This window comes from Thiomicrorhabdus arctica DSM 13458 (assembly GCF_000381085.1).
Lineage (GTDB): Bacteria > Pseudomonadota > Gammaproteobacteria > Thiomicrospirales > Thiomicrospiraceae > Thiomicrorhabdus > Thiomicrorhabdus arctica.
The window spans coordinates 702621-722311 of record NZ_KB905899.1 but is presented as its reverse complement, the minus strand read 5'-3'; the positions used below and the strand labels follow the sequence as shown (position 1 = coordinate 722311).

Genomic DNA, 19691 nt, shown 5'->3' with positions numbered 1-19691 from the left:
ATTTTAAAATTAGAGCCACTAGAAATTAAGCCTTATTTAAGACTTAGTCGTGGTGATGACCACCCGCACCATGAGCATGGCCATGTTCAGCTTCTTCTGCCGTTGATTCACGCACACCCGTTACTTCAACGTCAAATGTTAACTCAAGACCCGCAAGAGGGTGGTTACCATCAACCGTTACTTGGTCACCTTCGACCGCGGTGACTTCTACTGAGTGCATACCTTGCTCAGATTGTGCTTCAAAACGCATGCCTACTTCAAGCTCTTCAACGCCTTGAAACATCTCTTTACCAACGGTCTGTACTAATGCATCAGCACGCTCACCATAAGCATCTGCGGCTGCAATCTTTGCGGTGAACTTATCACCAACCGTTTTACCTTCAAGTTGTTTTTCTAATCCAGGGATTAAGTTGCCGTGCCCGTGTAAATAGGCTAATGGGTTACCATTAGAAGCATCAATCTGCTCACCTTCGTTATCCGTTAAGGTATATTCAATTAACGCAACTTTGTTATTTTCAATTTTCATGTTGAATTCCTAGTTTAGAGTTTTAATTATTTTCAAAATAGATATGATACAGAGTCACGCAGGTTTCTGCACCTTTTGCAGTCATTTCATTTGGAGAAAACAGCATGCTTTGGTTAAAAACATTTCATATCTTATTTATGATGTCATGGATGGCGGGTATTTTTTATCTGCCACGCATCTTTGTACATTTTGTAGAAGGCAAAGAAGCAGGTCAAGATGTCACACGTTTAGCCGTGATGGCAAAGAAATTGTATAAGTTTATGACCATTATGATGATGCTCGCAATTGGGTCAGGCATCTGGCTATGGCTGGCTTACTTCCCAACAGCAACCGGTTGGATACATGCTAAAGTGTTTTTTGTCGTCTTAATGCTGGTGTACCATCTATGGACTAAACGTCGTATGAAAGAGATGCAAGAAGGATATTTAAACCACAGCGGAATTTACTACCGTTGGGCGAATGAAATTCCATTACTATTAACGATTATTATCTTGATTTTAGTAGTTGTAAAACCTTTCTAAGTTTGACCATAATAATCGTAAAATTAGGCTAAATTACGCTAACTTTACCTTTTTTAAAACGACCAGGCCTGGTCGTTTTAAATGTTTCCTCTTTTTAAAGTTCCCCCCTTTTAAACGGCTCATTATCACGATTAAGGTGCTATTGTGTCTGGTGCAAATATCCAACCGTTAAAAGTTTGGTGTTATCAGCCGATTCGTCTTAAAATTAGGGCGTATTCATTCTATTTATAGGAGAGATTTCATGTTACAAAAAATCGGCTTAGGTTTGTGCAGCCTTGTATTTTTGCTGCCTATCTCAAACAGCCATGCAGAGGATGTTTTGGATGAAAAGAACATCGGTATGACACTCGCCAGAGATTTGGCTACAGAGGCTATTTTAGCGTGTCGTGACAAAGGGTATTCTGTCAGCGCGGTAGTGGTTGATAAACATGGCAACCAAAGAGTCGCTTTACGCGATGATTTTGCCTCAAAATTTACATTGCAAATAGCTGAAGAAAAAGCCAATGCCACCATTATGTCAGGCTTAAAGTCGGGGGACTTTAGATCTCAACGCAGTGATATTCGTCCTGAATTGAATCATGTTAAGGGCATTTTAATGCTGGTGGGCGGCGTCCCTATTATCAGTGGTGGTCGTCGAATTGGTGCCATTGGTGTCAGCGGAGCACCTGGGGGTGAAAAAGATGAGGCCTGTGCATTAATGGCACTAGAAAAGCTAGAAGATCGACTTGCTTTTTAAAAGAAGAGTCAAGAAGGTCATATTAAAATGGGCTTGATCCATCGGGGAGTAATAAGAGTCATAGGCGCAGAACATAAGCTAAGCGCGCGTAAGCCTTTCTGATTTTAATCGTTTTTATGCACTTTGACTAACACCCCAAATAAAGGGTGATCAATGTAGTGTAGTTCACCTTCTTTGATCTTACGGGCCTCTTTTAAATTAAAACGCCAATGGCTCGGTAAGTCCTCTAAGGCCAGTTGTTGATTTTCGGCAAACGCTTCACGAATTTTGGCTGGAATAGCTTTTTCAAATTCCAAATCGACTTCAACGTGGGCAAAACGTGTTTTGTACAGTTTGATCGTCCCAACTATTTGGGTGCCGCCTTCTTGGGTATTTTCAATCAGTGTAGTGGGCGCATTCTTGGTATCAATCGCATTTTGTATCCAAGCTCTATGGAATAAAACCCTGTAATTTTTGCTGATTTTTTTAGCCACCGTATCCAGCGACGTTTTGGCATGTTCAATAAATAATGGACGCTTTCCAGTTGTGAATATTGAAGTACTGTCTTTGGTTATTGGTAACTCAATTTCATCAGGCCAGTGCTCTTCTGTCCAACCGCGTAATGCATAGTTTTCAAAGACAATCACTTCCACCGTATAGCGTGGCACTTCTTCGGCATGTAGTGTGCCACTAAACCCGACAAGACCTGCGCTTAACAGTAGGCCTTTTAAGGTATTGGTTAAGAAGATCTTGCGTGTGCTTTTTAAGGCATCGTTCGCATAGACGAAGATTGCGGTCAGTGTAAAATTAATAACGTGTTTCATAACGTGCTTCATAACCTTTTCTATTACGACAATTGTTCATTTAAATCAGTTGAGATCATAAACATAATCTAACCTATTTTAATACTTCTCACCATCAGTTCAATCGCGGCGATTCTTTGAGATAATTCAGGCATTGTATCGAAAAATTTCAATTCCGTTTGGCCTTTTAATTGATATTGCTTAGGTTGACCTTGAATGAGCTTAATAAGTTTCATGGGATCAATGTCTGGCTGTTGATTAAACTGTAAGCGAACCATCGAATCCGAGGCATCGAGTTTAATGATGCCCATTGGCTCAATCAATAATTTAATCTGCGTGACCACCAGTAGGTTTTTAACCTGGTCGGGCAGTAAACCGAAGCGATCGATCATCTCTACCTCAAGCTCTCTTAAACTGGTTTTATCATCCGCACTGGCAATGCGTTTATAGAAAACCAATCGCGTATGGACATCTGGTAGGTAGTCTTCGGGAATCAGTGCTGGAACACTCAAATCGACTTCACTGCCGGTATGCAAGGTTGTATTGAGTTCTGGGTGTTTGCCGGATTTCAAGGCTTTAACAGCACGTTCCAGTAGTTCACTGTACAGACCAAAACCAATCTCTTGTATTTGACCTGATTGGCCGTCACCCAATAATTCGCCAGCGCCACGGATTTCTAAATCGTGGCTGGCAAGGATAAACCCGGCCCCTAAGGTATTGTGTTTGGCAATCGCGGCCAGGCGTTTCTCGGCATCTTTAGAGATAGTCGATTTACCACCGGTAAATAGATAAGCGTAAGCACGGTGATGTGAGCGGCCGACACGACCGCGTAATTGATGCAATTGCGCCAAGCCAAACTTATCGGCTCGATTAATCAGAATAGTATTCGCAGTCGGGATATCAATGCCTGTTTCAATAATGGTGGTACAGACTAAAATATTGTAGCGGCGGTGATAGAAGTCCTCCATCACCGATTCAAGATCACGTTCATTCATTTGGCCGTGTGCAAAAGTAACTTTCGCTTCTGGGATGAGTTCTTGAATGGTCTCGACCATCTGCTCAATTTTATCAACTTGGTTATAGAGGATATAAACCTGTCCACCACGACGGATTTCACGTAAAGAAGCTTCGCGCACGACATCCTCGTTCCACTCCTGTACAAAGGTCTGCACGGCTAAACGCTTGGCCGGTGGTGTGGCAATAATGGATAAATCACGTAAGTCATTCATCGCCATATTTAAAGTACGCGGAATAGGGGTCGCGGTCATGGTCATGACATCGACTTCGGCCCGCATTTTTTTAAGTTGTTCTTTTTGTCTAACACCAAAACGGTGCTCTTCATCAATAATAATCAGACCAAGTTCTTGATAAGCGACATCTTTTTGGATTAATTTATGGGTGCCAATAATAATATCGACCTTACCGGCTTTCAAATCTTCTAAAACGATTTTTTGCTCTTTAGCGGTTTGAAAGCGCGATAACACTTCGATTTTGACAGGCCAATCTGAGAATCGGTTTCGAAAGTTTTCAAGGTGTTGTTGGGCGAGTAGAGTGGTCGGCACTAAAATAGCCACTTGCTTGCCATCATAGGCGGCGATAAAGGCCGCCCGCATCGCCACTTCGGTTTTACCAAAGCCCACATCACCACAGATCAGGCGATCCATCGGTTTGTCCGAGTGCATGTCGGCGATGACGGCTTCAATGGCTTGCTGTTGATCAGGGGTTTCTTCAAAAGGAAAGCTTGAGGCAAAACGTTGATAGGCTTCAACAGGAGTTTTAAAGGCGTAACCGGGCTTGGCCGCTCTTTGTGCATAGATATCCAGCAGTTCTGCAGCCACATCATGGACTTTTTCAGCGGCTTTACGCTTGGCTTTTTCCCAGCGATCACTGCCCAGTCGATGCAGAGGCGCGGTTTCCGGGGTTGCACCCGTATAGCGACTGATGAGGTGCAAAGAGGTGACCGGTACATAGAGTTTGGCTTCTCCGGCGTACTCAATCATTAGAAACTCTTTGGCTTCATCATGAATTTCGAGAATTTCTAAACCGCGATAACGCCCAACGCCATGGTCGATATGCACAATTGGGCTACCGATGTCGAGTTCAATAAGATTACTGATTGCGCTATTGAAGTCATCATGTTTCTTTTTGCGACGGCGTTTTTGCACTACCGTTTGTCCAAAAATCTGTGTTTCGGAAATAATGCAGTAGTGTTCGGTATAAATCGATTCTTCGAGCGGACTCACTAAAATGCATTGTGATTTTTGGGTGGTTAATGCATCCGACCATTGATCAACAATCAACGGGAATTGTTTATGCTTAGCCAGTAGCGTGATCAGGGTTTCTCTGCGCCCAGTACTCTCAGCACTGAATATCACTTTACCTTGATAATGGTCTAAAAAGGCATTCAGTTTGGCAAGTGGGTATTCGCTTTGGGATTGCACATCCAATTCAGGTAGGGTTTTAGTGGCAAATTGAGTGGTATTTTTGGTCGATATGTCTGACTGTAAACTAATACGATGATAGCGTTTTAATAAGGTTAAAAAATCGGTTTTATCTAGGATGATTTCTTGGGGCTTAAGCAGAGGAAAATCCGGATTATGTTGGCCAACTTGGTAACGTTCCTCGTATTCATTATGAATTTTATCGATACCTGTTTCTAAGTTTCCAAACTCGAAAAATCGCGTGTCATCCGGTAGATAATCGAATAAATTGGTTAAGGTTTCATGGAAAAGAGGGAGGTAATATTCTAATCCTCCCACCGCTTGGCCATCTGAAACGTCTTTATATATTTGGGAATTTCTTGCACTGTCGCCAAATCGTTCACGGAACTTTAGTCTAAATAAATCAATTCCTTGCTGAGTAAAGTTAAACTCTTTAGCAGGTAGTAGCTGAATCTTATCGACTTGTTCAATCGAGCGTTGGTTCTCTGGATCAAAGCTACGGATGGTTTCAACTTCATCATCAAATAGATCAATGCGAAAAGGGGTCTTACTGCCCATGGGAAATAGGTCAATGATTGAACCGCGTATGGCAAATTCACCATGTTCCATCACTTGACTAACGCGTTGATAACTACTGGCTTCTAATTTAAGCGTAAAGGGTTCTATTTCTAGCGTATCACCGCAGGCCAATAAAAAGGTAAATTGACTAATGTATTCGTGTGGCACGATCTTTTGAATAAGGGTCGAGATGGGTAATATCAGAATCCCTTGCTGAAGTTGTGGCAAGCGATAGAGCGTTTTTAAACGTTCCGAAACAATATCTTGATGCGGTGAAAACTGATCGTAGGGCAATGTCTCCCATTCAGGAAAGGCATGAATATCATCTTGATTCGAATCAGGGTGATTTAAGAAAAACTGTAAAGATTCTTGCAATTGATTTGCAGACTGGCTGTCCTGCGTTAAGACAACCACCAGGCCTGGTGAACTCTGGTAGGTGTTCGCAATGACTAATGCACTTTCTGAGGTATTTAATGGCCCCCAGTAGGAACGATTCCCTTTAAGAGAAATGTCATGAGTGGCTAAAGGCGGCTGCAGTTTTTTCATAATACCTGGGGATGCTTTGTCATATTGAATGCGCAATATTTTAAACTACTGGCATCCTAAAATGATTAATTATTAGCAGAGAAGTGATTTGTGTCTCACTAGAATTAAGCATGAATGCAAACTGGGCGTATAGCGAGATTTAAATTATGGCGCACAATAAGTCAATTTTATTCTTTGGCCGGGCACTATCAAGCTTGCTCGCACTCTCTGGGTTGGTTTTGACTGATTTAATCTTTGGTTGTCTGACTTAAATGGGTTCATCATGCGTTTGGCTTGGTGAGTTTGACAGTGACGTCGTTGATAGGTTTCTTTAAGTTTAGATAAGTGTAATTGGCATTGAGTCTTTATATGTAATTGAGTTCATATTCTGAGCACATTATAGAGAGAGCCGGCTCGTGGTCTATTTCAGTCTGAGGCGGTCGCAGAAGTTTTAACAACCAATGTGATACCAATTGTCCTCACGTTATTATTCATCTGGACCTTTTTATCTTACTAGGCGTGTCCGCCATATTCCTATCTATCCAAAATAGAGAGGACCAATGCTTAAAGTATACTTGGGTTGTTATTAAAAATACTAATAAAGTATTGAAACATTTAATTGTTAATTAACAGATGTAGGGTCCATTATCACAGTAGGCATTATTTTTTCCCATCAGGACAATTAAGCGTTATTTCATGCTTTTACAACCGAATGAAGCATTTCTTTCGCTGATTGAAGATTAAAAGGAATAAACATGACAACTGTTGTAATAGTGGGTGCAAGTACAGGTGGTTTACCAATGGCTTACGATATACGTAAGCATTTAGATAAAGGCCATACAATTAAAGTGGTCAGTAATACAGATGAATTTAACTTCATTCCATCGAATCCTTGGGTGGCTGTCGGCTGGCGTAAAGCAGAAGATATCTCTTTCAAGCTTGAACCACATCTAACGCGTAAAGGGATTGAATTCTATCATCTTACGTGTGTTGGCTTGGATCCAGAAACAAGCACAATTAAGTTGTCTGATGGTTCAGAAATGAGCTACGACTATCTTGTTCTGGCAACAGGACCAGCTTTAGCCTTTGATGAAATTGAAGGTTTTGGTCCTAAAAGACAAGGAGGCAATACGGTTTCAGTTTGTTCAACAGCTCACTCGGTTGAAGCTTATGATGAGTGGGAGACCTTCTGTAAAGCACCTGGCCCCATTATTGTTGGAGCCGTTCAAGGTGCATCATGTTTTGGTCCTGCGTATGAATTTGGAATGATTATGGATACGGATTTACGTAAGCGTAAAATTCGTCACCAAGTGCCGATGACCTTTGTCACAGCGGAACCTTATATTGGCCATTTAGGTTTAGGAGGCGTGGGTGATTCTAAAGGTTTGATGGAATCTGAAATGCGTAATCGTCATATCAATTGGATCTGTAATGCAAAAGTCACAAAGATCACCGTCGACACGCTCTATGTTGATGAATACAATAATCGTGGAGATGTGATTGATCAACATGAATTGCCATTCAAATACTCAATGATGCTGCCTGCCTTTAAAGGCTCTAAATTTTTACAAGAGATGGTGGATGCAGATTCAACCAAAATGGGGGGAGCTTTAGTAAATCCGCGTGGTTTTGTTAAGGTTGACCAGTTCAGCCGAAACCCGACGTATCACAATATTTATGCTCTTGGAGTAGGGATCGCGATTCCCCCTGTCGATACAACTTGTCCAGTCCCTTGCGGGACACCCAAAACGGGCTTAATGATTGAATCGATGGTCACCGCGATTTGTCAAAATATAGCAGACAATATCGAAGGTAAAGAGCCCACGGCAGAACCGACATGGAATACAGTTTGTTTAGCGGACATGGGCGATACTGGCGCGGCATTTGTTGCTTTACCACAGATACCACCTCGTAATTTAACGTGGGCAAAAAAAGGGAAATGGGTCCATTTGGCAAAAATTGCGTTTGAAAAGTACTTTATTCGTAATATGAAAGCGGGTAACTCAGAGCCTATTTATCAAAAATACATCCTCAAAATGTTAGGCATTACACGTCTTAAATCGGATAAATAAAGAATAATTGTGTTTAGATTAAAAAAAGCCCTCTTAATGAGGGTTTTTTTTATTTGCTCGTTTATAATGTTGTCGCTATGACACTTACACAGACCCTTTATTCTTTAGACCTCCTCGGAACCATTGTCTTTGCAGTGACTGGACTTTTGGCTGCGCGTCGTAAGGAACTTGATCTGTTTGGTGCCATTGTCATTGCTATGGTGACTGCGATTGGTGGGGGAACTTTACGAGACTTGATCATTGATGTTCCTGTATTCTGGACTCAGCAGAATATCTATATCTATGTGGTGGTGGTTTCTGCATTGCTACTTTTTTTTCTGGCACGTTACAAGCGCTTACCGGTCAAACTCTTATTGTTTTTAGATGCGTTAGGATTGGCTGTATTTACTGTGGTCGGCACACAAAAAGCAATGGCATTGGGATTTTCAGACCCCATTGCAATTATGACAGGTATCATGACAGGGGTTGTCGGCGGGATTATGCGTGATGTATTGGTGGGAGAGGTTCCCTTGGTCTTTCGAAAAGAGATCTACGCGACGGCTTCTTTTATTGGAGCCAGCATCTTCTTAACCTTGGAAGAGCTTGGATTGTCGGTCGAATATTCAGTCATTATCTCCATTATCATTACGCTTTCAATCCGAGTTTGGGCCATCGTTTTTAAGATTGAGCTGCCCGTCTTTATCTCTTACAAGGATCGCGTTCAAAACGTAAGTCAAATCACCCGTTCGAATTCTTCGCCCGATAAGGTGGACAGTAAACTCAAGAATGATAAGTTAGGTTAACTATGTTTAAACTCCCGTATGAATTGCTACTAGGACTTCGTTATACTCGCGCTAAAAGACGTAATGGCTTCATCTCTTTTATTTCACTGTCATCCATGATGGGCATCGCATTAGGTGTGACGGCTTTGATTACTATTTTATCAATTATGAATGGCTTCCAAGAAGAGTTACGAGAACGTATTTTGGGGATGACAGCCCACATGACCATCAGCGAAGAGCATAATCGCCTCGAAAATTGGGATACTCTTTATAATGAACTGATTAATCAACCACATGTTGAGGGGGCTGCACCTAATATCATGGAACAAGGGATGCTGACAAACGGAAGTCTGGTAAAGGGTGCCGCGATTAGAGGTGTTTTGCCCGAGTTTGAAGGTCAGGTGGCAGATATTGATAGCAAGATGTTGCAGGGTCACTTATCCGATTTAAAACCTCAAAAATATCGTATTATTTTAGGGAGTGAGTTGGCTCTGGATCTAGGTGTTTCAGTAGGAGACAAAGTCACGCTGATTGCCCCTCAAGGCAGTATTTCACCCGTCGGGATTGTACCTCGTATTAAGCGTTTTACTGTGGTTGGCTTGTTTGAGGCAGGCATGCATGAGTATGATAGTGGTCTGGCGATTATGCATATTGAGGATGCTAAAAAGCTCTTTAAATATGGCAATGCGGTCGGGGCCTTACAAATTAAATTGGATGATATGTTTTTGGTGGGTCAAGTGAAGAAAGACCTTGCTCATATTGCCCAAAAAACCTTGTATATTCGAGACTGGACCCAACAACATGCTAATTTCTTCAGGGCCATTGAGATGGAAAAAAAGATGATGTTTATTGTCTTGGCGCTGATTATCATGGTAGCTACCTTTAATGTCGTCTCAACCATGGTGATGGTTGTCACGGACAAACAGGGGGATATTGCTGTGCTCCGTACCCTCGGAGCATCCCCGGGAAGCATTCAGGTGATCTTTATTATCCAAGGTTTAGTGATCGGTATATTAGGCGTATTTTTAGGGTTGGTGGGTGGATTGAGTTTGGCTTTGAATATTGATGTTATTGTGCCTGTTATTGAGTCTTTATTAGGTATTCAATTTTTTCCTGCGGATGTCTACTACATTAGCAAGGTGCCTTCAAAAGTGGAGTGGACGGATGTGGGGTACGTTACCAGTATCGCCTTTGGTTTGACTTTGTTAGCCACCTTGTATCCGGCTAGAAAAGCCTCAAAAGTGCAACCAGCAGAGGCATTACGTTATGAGTAATTTAGTATTAGAAGCGACTCAGCTATCGAAAACTTACCATGAAGGCATTATCCAGACATCGGTATTTTCAGACATTGATTTCAGTCTGTATGCCGGCGAGAAAATTGCTATTATCGGCGCGTCAGGTTCAGGGAAAAGTACTTTATTGCATGTGCTTGCGGGTTTGGATACCCCAGATTCCGGTGTAGTTCGTTTAAATTCCGCGCCTTTTTCAACTGAAGGCGAAGCTAAACGAGGGCGATTGAGAAATCAGCATATGGGTTTTGTATATCAGTTTCACCATTTGTTGCCCGAATTAACGGCATTGGAAAACGTCATGATGCCATTACGTATTCGTCGTACTGATAGCGCTATTGCATGTATTAAAGCTCAAACGTTATTAAAACGTGTGGGCTTGGCAGCACGTATGGAGCATAAACCCAGCGAACTTTCTGGTGGCGAGCGTCAAAGAGTTGCAATAGCACGGGCACTTATTACAGAACCCAAATGCATTCTCGCTGATGAGCCAACTGGTAATTTGGATCATAGTGCCGCCAATCAAGTCTTTAACCTTTTGTTAGAGTTGAATCAAGAGTTGCAGACAGCCATCTTAATTGTCACCCATGATCTTGAACTTGCTGCAAAAATGGATCGACAACTGACTTTGCTTGATGGCCAGCTCGTCGAATAGAGTTTATCGTCGACACTTGAGGACTTTACAAGCACTAATCAACAGCTATCAAAGCTAATATTTGACTGTTTTTTGTTAAACATGAGACAGTCGTTCGTTATAACTCACACTGTTTTATTGCCATTGGTCTAAATTTATCTCATTGTTATCTTGTCCCTATCTTGTGCAAAGGTTCAGTTAAATGACACACGGTTAAGGAAACCCCATACATGTTATGTCTACAAAATTTATCGATTCGTGCAGGTGTTAAGCCTCTTTTCGATGGCGCAAATCTTAATATTCATCCTGGACAAAAAATTGGTTTGGTCGGTCAAAATGGGGTGGGTAAAACGACGTTGTTTAAATGTCTGTTAGGTGAAGTCTCAATCGAGGCGGGAAACATTGGTATTCCGGCTAATTGGCTGATTGGTTATGTTGAGCAGGAAGTACGTCGTCCGGATGCTCAAGCACTGCGTTATGTCACCTTTGGCGATACCAAATACGCTGAAGCGCAAGAGTTGATTGAGAAAGCGGAAGCCTCGAATGATCATGATTTATTGGTGAAGGCTTATGATGCTTTGGATAAAATGGATGGGTTTGCAATACCGAGCAAAGCCAAGCAGTTATTGTATGGTTTAGGGTTTGTAGAGAGCGATTTTACGAAACCCATGGCCCAGTTTTCAGGTGGTTGGCAAGTTCGCCTTAAATTAGGCCGAGCATTAATGCAGCGTTCCGATTTATTGTTACTGGATGAGCCGACCAATCACTTGGATATTGAAGCGGTTGCTTGGTTAGAACAGTGGCTTAAATCCTACCAAGGCGCGATTTTAATTATTTCCCATGACCGTGATTTTCTGGATCAAGCGGTGCAAGGTATCGCTCATATCCATGATCAAAAAATCACGTTCTATTCTGGTAACTTTGCCTCCTTCGAGCGCCAGCGAAATGAACAGTTGATGCAACAGCAATCTCTACATGATAAACAAAAACAACAGATGCAACATCTGAAAAGCTTTATTGAACGATTCAAAGCTAAGGCATCCAAAGCCAAGCAGGCGCAGAGCCGTGTAAAAGCATTGGAGAGAATGGAGTCTATTGCGGCGGTGCAGGCAACCAACCCTTTTCATTTTGAATTCATTCCACCTTTGCATCAGCCTGATCCCATGTTGTCATTGGATTCGGCCAGTTTTTCATACCCACAAAAACCGATTTTAGACTCTGTTAAGTTGGTATTACGTGCGGGGGATCGTATTGGATTGGTGGGGGTTAATGGCTCGGGTAAATCAACCTTGATTAAATTGCTTGTCGGTGATTTAAAACCCAGCAGTGGTAAAGTTCAAATCAACAAGGGGGTTAAGTTTGGCTATTTTGCTCAACACCAACTTGAATCGCTCATTTTGGATAAGAGTCCATTGCAACATTTATTAATGTTACCAGAGGCCCCTACGGACCAAGAGGCGCGTAATTTCTTAGGAGGTTTTGGGTTTTCAAATACACAATGCTTGGACTCCATTAATCATTTTTCAGGTGGCGAAAAAGCGCGTTTAGCACTGGCGATGATTGTTTTTCAAAAACCCAATTTGATTATTTTGGATGAGCCGACTAACCATTTGGATATGGAAACTCGTGATGCATTAGATATGGCGCTACAAGATTTTACGGGAGCCTTAATTGTTGTCACACATGATAAGCATTTATTGACCAGCATTGCAGATCAGTTTTGGTGGGTACATAATGGTGAGGTTTCACGTTTTGTAGGGGATTTAGACACCTATCTTCAAGCGCGCCTTAAACAGTTGAAGCAAGTTGATCTTGAATCTAAAGAGACCAGGCCTGGTCAAACGAAAAAACAGGCGCGTCAAATCAATGCAACACAGAGAAAAAAGGTGGATGCGCGCCTTAAACCAATTACTCAAGCCGTTAAGAAAATAGAACGTCAGTTAGAGTCGTTGCAGGCCAAACAGTCTGAATATCATACGTTAATGGAAGATAGTCGCTTATATGAAGCTGAAAATAAAACTAAATTAGCGGAGTGCATTCAATCTCAGGCAGAGTGTGAAGGCGCAATCGAAGAGTGTGAGATGGAGTGGTTAGAACTGCAGGAACGGTTAGAAGTTGAAAAAGAAATCGTAGAGGCTGAGCTCACAAAGTAGGCATTTTCAATGCCTATTCAAAAAAAAGGCCTGTCATATTAAATGACAGGCCTTTTTTGCAACACAACTCGGAGTGTAAAGTCTTATTTAAACGAGTGACCGTGCTTAAAACCCAGTTTGCGGAGAATTAAAACCATTGGGCAGAAGCCCGTCATCGCTGAGAACATAAGGTTCGCGCCCACGAAACCAGTAAGGTAAATCCATTCTGGGGTATGCCAAACACTTAAGATAGCACTTGCTAGAACCATAAAACCAGCCACTAACAATACAATACGTTCGATATTCATTTCTAAATCCTTTGTTCATTAGGTATTCTTGATGAGTGAAGTCGTAGGCAGAAAACTTTACACCCTATAAGATAATTTGATAGGAATTCTAGCATTTTTTAACGTTTATACAAGATGGTAACCTCTCCCAACCTTGTTTTTATTCGATATTTGGTCAATTTTAACGGTTTTACTTCCACTTTAATGGTGAAGTAAGTATAATTTTGATCCTGATTTTTAGTTAATGAGAATTAACTGATTTACCAATTTTAAACATCAACTTTGAGATTTAATATGCAAGTAACTGTAGAAAAACCAGAACAAGGTCTTGAGCATAAGATGACGGTCACATTTCCATCGTCAGACCTAAATGCAAGCGTAGAAAAGCGTTTAAACGAGATTCGTCGTACTATCAAAATGGATGGTTTTCGCGCAGGTAAAGTGCCATTAAACGTTGTTAAGAAGCGTCATGGGGCGCAAGTAAACCAAGAAATGATGGGTGAAGCCTTACAAAAGGCATTTTATGATGCAGTGGACCAAGAATCGCTAAATGTTGCTGGCCACCCAATGTTTGATGATTTGAATGATGTCGATGGGCAGGTTAAATTCACGGCACGTTTTGAAGTTTATCCAGAGATTACCTTGCCAAAATTCAGCGGCATTACCGTTGAAACCGTGAATGCTGAAGTAACAGATACTGACGTTGATAATATGATTACTCGTTTACGCGAGCAACGTATGGCATGGAAGCCGTCGAAAAGTGCCGCTAAAAAAGCTAAAAAAGGCGAGCAGGTTATTATCGATTTCGTTGGTAAAATTGACGGTGTAGAATTTGACGGTGGCGCTGCAGAAGATGCGCCGCTTGAGTTAGGCTCTGGTCGAATGATCCCAGGTTTTGAAGACCAAATTATTGGTATGAAAAAAGGCGAAGAGAAAGTGATTGAAGTCACTTTTCCTGAAGAGTACCATTCAGACGCATTAAAAGGTAAAACGGCTACATTTGATATCACCGTTCATTCTGTTATGACAAAAGTCTTGCCTGATATCGATGAAGAATTTGTACAATCTTTTGGTGTTGAAGCAGGTACTGAAGAGGCTCTTAAGGTCGAAATTAAAGACAGTATGGCGAAAGAATTACAACGCGCTGTTGAGAGTAAGAATCGTACTGCGGTATTAGACTCTTTACAAGAAGTCGTGGACGTTAATGTTCCTAAGTCACTTATGGAGCAAGAAGTTAAGAGTTTGATGGATCGCGCGGTACAAAATATTCAACAGCAAGGGATGAATCCTGCGGATGTTAATGTTGAAGCTGAGCATTTCCATGAGGAAGCTAAGAAGCGTGTTAAGTTAGGTTTGATTCTGGGGGATATCATCAAGGAGAATAACCTTGAAGCAACGGATGACGAAGTGAATGCTTATATTGCTGAACAAGCGTCTTCTTATGAAGATCCTGCTGAAGTGATTAACTGGTATTCAGAAAATCCAGGTGCTAAGAGTGAAATTCGTGCCATCTTAGTTGAAAGTAAAGTTGCAGCCAATATCTTAGCGGAAGCAAAAGTGACTGAAGTCACTAAAAGTTTTGATGAAGTAATAACTCCAGCTGCTTAATTTGGGCTTTAGTTTGATCTTAGTTCGCTAAGATTCACTCGAAAACTTAATCCTGGTGATAAATCTTCGATTTGTCGGTGGGGTTAAGTTTTTTTTTGCCTAAGAAACAGCTAAGATACACCTTAAATAATCAAACGAGAGTTTTGACTACCTTAGGAATGAAGAAAACATGGGGCTAAATTGCTCATTGAGACAAAAAAAGAAATAGAGCGATCTTTTCAGATTTTCGTCGAAAATAAGAATGATTTTAACCCTTTTACGTGTTCACTAAGGTTATGCAAAATTTTCCAGAAGTCTTCAAATAGGATGAAATACAGAATATGGATAATATGATTAACAATGCATTAGTACCAATGGTCGTCGAGCAGACTAGCCGTGGCGAACGCTCGTATGATATCTACTCTAGACTTTTAAAAGAGCGTGTTATCTTTTTAGTAGGCCCAGTTGAAGATCATATGGCAAACTTGATTGTTGCTCAGATGCTGTTTTTGGAATCCGAAAATCCAGAGAAAGATATTCATTTGTACATCAATTCACCCGGTGGCAGCGTCACGGCCGGTATGGCAATCTATGACACCATGCGCTTTATTAAGCCAAATGTGAGCACGATGTGTATTGGTCAAGCCGCCAGTATGGGTTCCTTTTTATTGTCAGCAGGCGAGAAAGGTAAACGTTTTGCTTTGCCAAATTCTCGAGTCATGATTCACCAACCTTTAGGTGGTTTTCAAGGCCAGGCAAGCGATATTCAGATTCATGCACAAGAAATTATGCAAATTAAAGAGAAGTTGAATAGGGCGTTAGCTGAGCATACTGGGCAACCAATGGAAACAATAGAAAAAGACACGGACCGTGATAACTTTATGAGTGCGCAACAAGCGTGTGAGTATGGTTTGATTGATAAAGTATTAACGAACCGATAGGGTTGAAAAGAATGAGCGAAGACAAAACTTTAGATTGTTCGTTTTGTGGTAAAACCCAGGATGAAGTTAGAAAATTAATCGCAGGCCCATCGGTTTATATTTGTGATGAGTGTGTAGAGTTGTGTAATGATATTTTACGCGAAGAATTTGGCGAAGAAGAGATGAGCCAATTTGAGTTGGATAATTTACCAACCCCGCATGAAATTAGTGCTATTTTGGATGATTATGTCATTGGTCAGAAGCAGCCGAAAAAAGTACTGTCAGTTGCCGTTTATAACCATTACAAGCGTTTACAAAATGCGCATGCTAAAGATGATGTTGAGCTGACAAAAAGTAATATTTTACTGATAGGACCTACGGGTTCAGGTAAGACGCTGTTAGCACAGACCCTAGCACGCCTATTAGATGTGCCTTTTGCCATTGCGGATGCAACCACTTTAACGGAAGCGGGTTATGTAGGTGAAGACGTTGAGAGCATTGTTCTCAAGTTATTGCAGCATTGTGATAATGACCCAGAGAAAGCAGAACGTGGAATTATTTACATTGATGAGATTGATAAGATTACTCGAAAATCTGAAAATCCATCGATCACTCGAGATGTCTCTGGTGAAGGTGTTCAGCAAGCATTACTGAAATTGATAGAGGGCACGGTTGCCTCCGTTCCTCCACAAGGTGGGCGTAAGCACCCTAATCAGGATATGATTCAAGTTGATACGTCTAAAATCCTATTTATCGTGGGTGGGGCGTTTGATGGTTTGGATAAGATCATTGACCAACGTACTGAAACCAATATCGGTATTGGTTTTTCAGCAAAAGTAAAAACCGCTGAAAATAAATTAACGGTTTCTCAAAAATTTCAAAAAATAGAGCCGGAAGATTTAATTAAGTTTGGTTTGATTCCTGAGTTTGTCGGGCGCTTGCCGGTGATTACCTCTTTAGAAGAGTTGGATGAAGAGGCATTGGTTAAAATTTTAACGGAACCTAAAAATGCTCTCGTCAAACAGTTTCAAAAAATGTTTGAGTTGGAAGGCGCTGAATTACAGTTTAGAAAAGATGCTTTGACTGAAATTGCGAAGTTAGCAATCGCTCGTAAAACGGGTGCGCGTGGTCTGCGTTCAATCTTGGAGTTATTATTGCTAGATACAATGTATGATTTACCAAGCTTGAAAAATGTCGCTAAAGTCGTTATTAATAAAGCAGTCATCCAAGGGAAAAAACCCCCGATGTTGGTCTATCAAGATGAGGTGCCGAAAAAGGCATCAAGTGAATAGCTCTGGTTTAAACGAAGCACGAGAAATAAGTGCGGTATTGTTTTAAAACCCAGCTTGTCTGGGTTTTTTTTAAGGTGAAATTTGGTGTGGTTCAATTTCGCATGAGAGGATAAAAATGGATATTGATCAAATAAGTATGAAAATGAATGTATTGGTGCTGCCTTTAAGAGATGTTGTCGTCTTTCCTGGTAATGTCATGCCCTTGTTTGTTGGCAGAGAAAAGTCCATCCATGCTCTCAATGAAGCCATGAATGGCGATAAACAGATTTTTTTGGTGGCACAGAAAAGTGCTGAGCAGGATGTTCCTAAATTAGAAGACCTTTACTCAGTGGGTACAATGGCAACTATTTTACAGTTGTTAAAATTACCTGATGGTACGGTTAAAGTTTTGGTTGAGGGGATTCAGCGCTTTGAATTAACGAGCTTGCATAATGAAGGTGCTGTTTTGCTTGGAGATATTAGTGAAATTGTTGCTAGTGAACCCGCTAATGCAGATACTCAGGCTTTAATGAGAACCTTAAGAAGCCAGTTCTCAAGATTCGCTGACTTAAAGAAAAAAGTGCCTGCAGAGGTAAAAGCTTCCGTTCAGAAAGAAGAGGATTCTGAACGTATGGTGGACCTTATTTCCGCTAATGTTAATTTGAATGTCAGTGATAAGCAGTCACTGCTGGAAATTACTTCGATTAATGCACGTTTGGAACGTATGTTATCGATGGTCGAGACCGAGTTGGAGCTTTTAGAGTCTGAAAAACGTATCACGACGCGTGTAAAAAGCCAAATGGATAAAACGCAACGTGAATACTACTTAAATGAAAAAATTAAAGCGATTCACAGTGAACTTGCCGAAGGTGATGAAACGGTCGTTAATGAACATGATCAGTTTGTTTTACGCATAGAAAAGGCTGGTTTGTCGGAAGAAGCGAAAGCTAAGGCAAAAATAGAGCTAAAAAAACTGAAAATGATGCCTGCACAATCCTCTGAAGCCACCGTGGTCAGAAATTACTTGGACTGGTTGCTGGATATTCCTTGGAAGAAACGCAGTCGTGTTTCTAAAGACTTAAATAAAAGTCAAGCTTTCTTGGATGCTGAACATTATGGTCTTGATAAGGTCAAAGAGCGCATTATCGAGTATCTAGCGGTCCAACAGCGTGTCCGTAAGATGAAAGGGCCTATATTGTGCCTTGTAGGGCCTCCTGGTGTCGGTAAAACCACGCTGGCGCGTTCTATTGCAGAGGCGACTAATCGTAAATACGTCCGTATGTCTTTAGGGGGTGTGCGTGATGAGGCCGAGATTCGTGGACATCGAAAAACTTATATTGGTGCTTTACCCGGTAAAATTATTCAAAAAATGCAAACAGCAGGCACCAAAAACCCACTCTTTTTATTAGATGAAATCGATAAAATATCGAGTGATATGCGTGGTGATCCTGCTTCTGCACTTTTAGAGGTACTTGATCCTGAGCAAAACGCCTCTTTTAATGATAATTATTTGGAGGTCGATTACGATCTGTCTGATGTTATGTTTGTCGCAACCTCAAATTCGATGGATATTCCTGAGGCGCTCTTAGATCGTATGGAAGTGATTAACCTTTCAGGCTATACCGAGCCTGAAAAACTTAATATTGCGATGCAGCACTTGTTGCCCAAAGCGGAAAAGGATCACGGCCTGAAAAAAGGTGAACTCGACGTCCAAGAGTCTTCCATTAAGGCGATTATCCAATGTTATACCCGTGAGGCAGGGGTGCGCCTTTTAGCGCGTGAGTTGGCTAAGATTTGCCGTAAAGCGGTTAAGAAATTAGTGACTCATGAGGTCTCAGGTAAAATCACGGTGACACCAGACGATTTAGAAGAGTATTTGGGAGTTGCTCGTTATCGTATTGGTTTAGTGGATGAGATGAATCGTGTTGGTCAAGTTGCAGGCTTGGCTTGGACAAGAGTAGGAGGGGATTTACTAAGAATTGAAGCCACAGCGATGCCTGGTAAAGGCAAGTTGGACAGTACAGGGCAATTAGGCAGTGTGATGCAAGAGTCGGTACAGACGGCTATGAGTGTTATTAGAAGCCGGTCAAATGCGTTAGGGTTAGAGCCCAATTTTTATGAAAAATTTGACCTTCACTTGCATTTCCCTGAAGGCGCTATTAAAAAAGATGGTCCTAGTGCTGGGATTGCCATTTGTACTGCAATCACTTCAGTGTTTACAGGTATCCCTGTAAGGGCGGATGTTGCCATGACAGGTGAAATTACACTCAGAGGTGAGGTCTTGCCCATTGGTGGTCTTAAAGAGAAGTTATTGGCCGCCTTACGGGGTGGAATCAAGATGGTGCTTATTCCGCATGACAATGTTCGAGATTTAGCGGATGTGCCGGAAGAAGTTAAAAGCCAACTGGATATTCGTCCGGTTCAATGGGTTGATGAAGTTTTAGACTTGGCTTTAACAGCAAAACCTAAACCTTTAGATGCAGACGCTAAGAGTGGCGTATTTAAGGAGCCTGAAAGTGAAAAAGCCACCGAAAACAGCACAAATCACCATTAATTACGAAAAAATCGCATTTTTGCTTGACACCCTTTGGGGTTGATTGCTATAAATGCTGTACCCAAAGCGGTGGATACATATAAAACTTTAAAATA

The 19691-nt window shown here is 41.4% G+C and carries 15 protein-coding genes; 11 read left to right on the top strand and 4 right to left on the bottom strand.

Going from position 1 to position 19691, the window contains the following annotated elements; genetic code table 11:
* Positions 1 to 43 precede the first annotated feature (43 nt).
* A complete protein-coding gene (gene slyD, locus F612_RS0103305) occupies positions 44 to 526 on the bottom strand; it encodes a peptidylprolyl isomerase (protein ID WP_019556325.1) in 483 nt (160 codons plus the stop codon).
* Positions 527 to 630: 104 nt separating this feature from the next.
* Between slyD and F612_RS0103300 the strand changes: the two genes are divergently transcribed.
* Together F612_RS0103300 and F612_RS0103295 are read left to right on the top strand one after the other, a co-directional pair.
* On the top strand, positions 631 to 1047 hold the full coding sequence (locus F612_RS0103300; RefSeq protein ID WP_019556324.1) for a CopD family protein: 417 nt from the start codon (positions 631 to 633) through the stop codon (positions 1045 to 1047).
* Between the two features lie 241 nt (positions 1048 to 1288).
* Entirely contained in the window at positions 1289 to 1783 is a 495-nt protein-coding gene (locus tag F612_RS0103295; RefSeq protein ID WP_019556323.1) for a GlcG/HbpS family heme-binding protein, read from the top strand.
* A 104-nt stretch (positions 1784 to 1887) separates the two neighbouring features.
* Here the strand turns inward: F612_RS0103295 and F612_RS0103290 are convergent, their stop codons facing one another.
* Together F612_RS0103290 and mfd are read right to left on the bottom strand one after the other, a co-directional pair.
* The gene (locus tag F612_RS0103290; protein WP_169335982.1) at positions 1888 to 2586 is read right to left on the bottom strand and encodes a CsiV family protein; all 699 of its coding nucleotides are present in this window, start codon (positions 2584 to 2586) and stop codon (positions 1888 to 1890) included.
* A 68-nt stretch (positions 2587 to 2654) separates the two neighbouring features.
* Entirely contained in the window at positions 2655 to 6110 is a 3456-nt protein-coding gene (gene mfd, locus F612_RS0103285; protein WP_019556321.1) for a transcription-repair coupling factor, read from the bottom strand.
* 734 nt (positions 6111 to 6844) lie between these two features.
* On the opposite strand from mfd, the gene F612_RS0103280 reads away from it, so the two are divergent.
* The 5 genes from F612_RS0103280 to F612_RS0103260 all read left to right on the top strand — a co-directional run bounded on the left by F612_RS0103280 (position 6845) and on the right by F612_RS0103260 (position 12998).
* Entirely contained in the window at positions 6845 to 8161 is a 1317-nt protein-coding gene (locus F612_RS0103280) for an NAD(P)/FAD-dependent oxidoreductase (protein ID WP_019556320.1), read from the top strand.
* Between the two features lie 77 nt (positions 8162 to 8238).
* A complete protein-coding gene (locus F612_RS0103275; protein WP_019556319.1) occupies positions 8239 to 8943 on the top strand; it encodes a trimeric intracellular cation channel family protein in 705 nt (234 codons plus the stop codon).
* A gap of 2 nt (positions 8944 to 8945) precedes the next feature.
* Positions 8946 to 10196 carry a lipoprotein-releasing ABC transporter permease subunit gene (locus F612_RS0103270; protein WP_019556318.1) on the top strand — a complete coding sequence of 417 codons (1251 nt, stop codon included), beginning with the start codon at positions 8946 to 8948 and terminating at the stop codon, positions 10194 to 10196.
* Positions 10189 to 10866, top strand: coding sequence for a lipoprotein-releasing ABC transporter ATP-binding protein LolD (gene lolD / locus F612_RS0103265; RefSeq protein WP_019556317.1), 678 nt, complete (start codon positions 10189 to 10191; stop codon positions 10864 to 10866). The genes F612_RS0103270 and lolD overlap by 8 nt, the downstream gene beginning before the upstream one ends.
* Before the next feature lie 209 nt (positions 10867 to 11075).
* Positions 11076 to 12998: an ATP-binding cassette domain-containing protein gene (locus F612_RS0103260; RefSeq protein ID WP_019556316.1), complete on the top strand. Its 1923-nt coding sequence runs from the start codon at positions 11076 to 11078 to the stop codon at positions 12996 to 12998.
* Positions 12999 to 13081: 83 nt separating this feature from the next.
* On the opposite strand, the gene F612_RS0103255 is transcribed toward F612_RS0103260, so the two are convergent.
* On the bottom strand, positions 13082 to 13285 hold the full coding sequence (locus F612_RS0103255; protein WP_019556315.1) for a YgaP family membrane protein: 204 nt from the start codon (positions 13283 to 13285) through the stop codon (positions 13082 to 13084).
* A gap of 273 nt (positions 13286 to 13558) precedes the next feature.
* Here F612_RS0103255 and tig point away from each other — a divergent pair, with 273 nt between their 5' ends.
* From tig to lon, 4 genes are all read left to right on the top strand, one after another.
* Positions 13559 to 14872, top strand: a complete 1314-nt coding sequence (tig, locus tag F612_RS0103250; protein WP_019556314.1) for a trigger factor — start codon at positions 13559 to 13561, stop codon at positions 14870 to 14872.
* 320 nt (positions 14873 to 15192) lie between these two features.
* Positions 15193 to 15792 carry an ATP-dependent Clp endopeptidase proteolytic subunit ClpP gene (gene clpP / locus F612_RS0103245; RefSeq protein WP_019556313.1) on the top strand — a complete coding sequence of 200 codons (600 nt, stop codon included), beginning with the start codon at positions 15193 to 15195 and terminating at the stop codon, positions 15790 to 15792.
* An 11-nt stretch (positions 15793 to 15803) separates the two neighbouring features.
* A complete protein-coding gene (gene clpX, locus F612_RS0103240; RefSeq protein ID WP_019556312.1) occupies positions 15804 to 17063 on the top strand; it encodes an ATP-dependent Clp protease ATP-binding subunit ClpX in 1260 nt (419 codons plus the stop codon).
* A gap of 115 nt (positions 17064 to 17178) precedes the next feature.
* A complete protein-coding gene (lon, locus tag F612_RS0103235; RefSeq protein ID WP_019556311.1) occupies positions 17179 to 19596 on the top strand; it encodes an endopeptidase La in 2418 nt (805 codons plus the stop codon).
* Positions 19597 to 19691 lie beyond the last annotated feature (95 nt).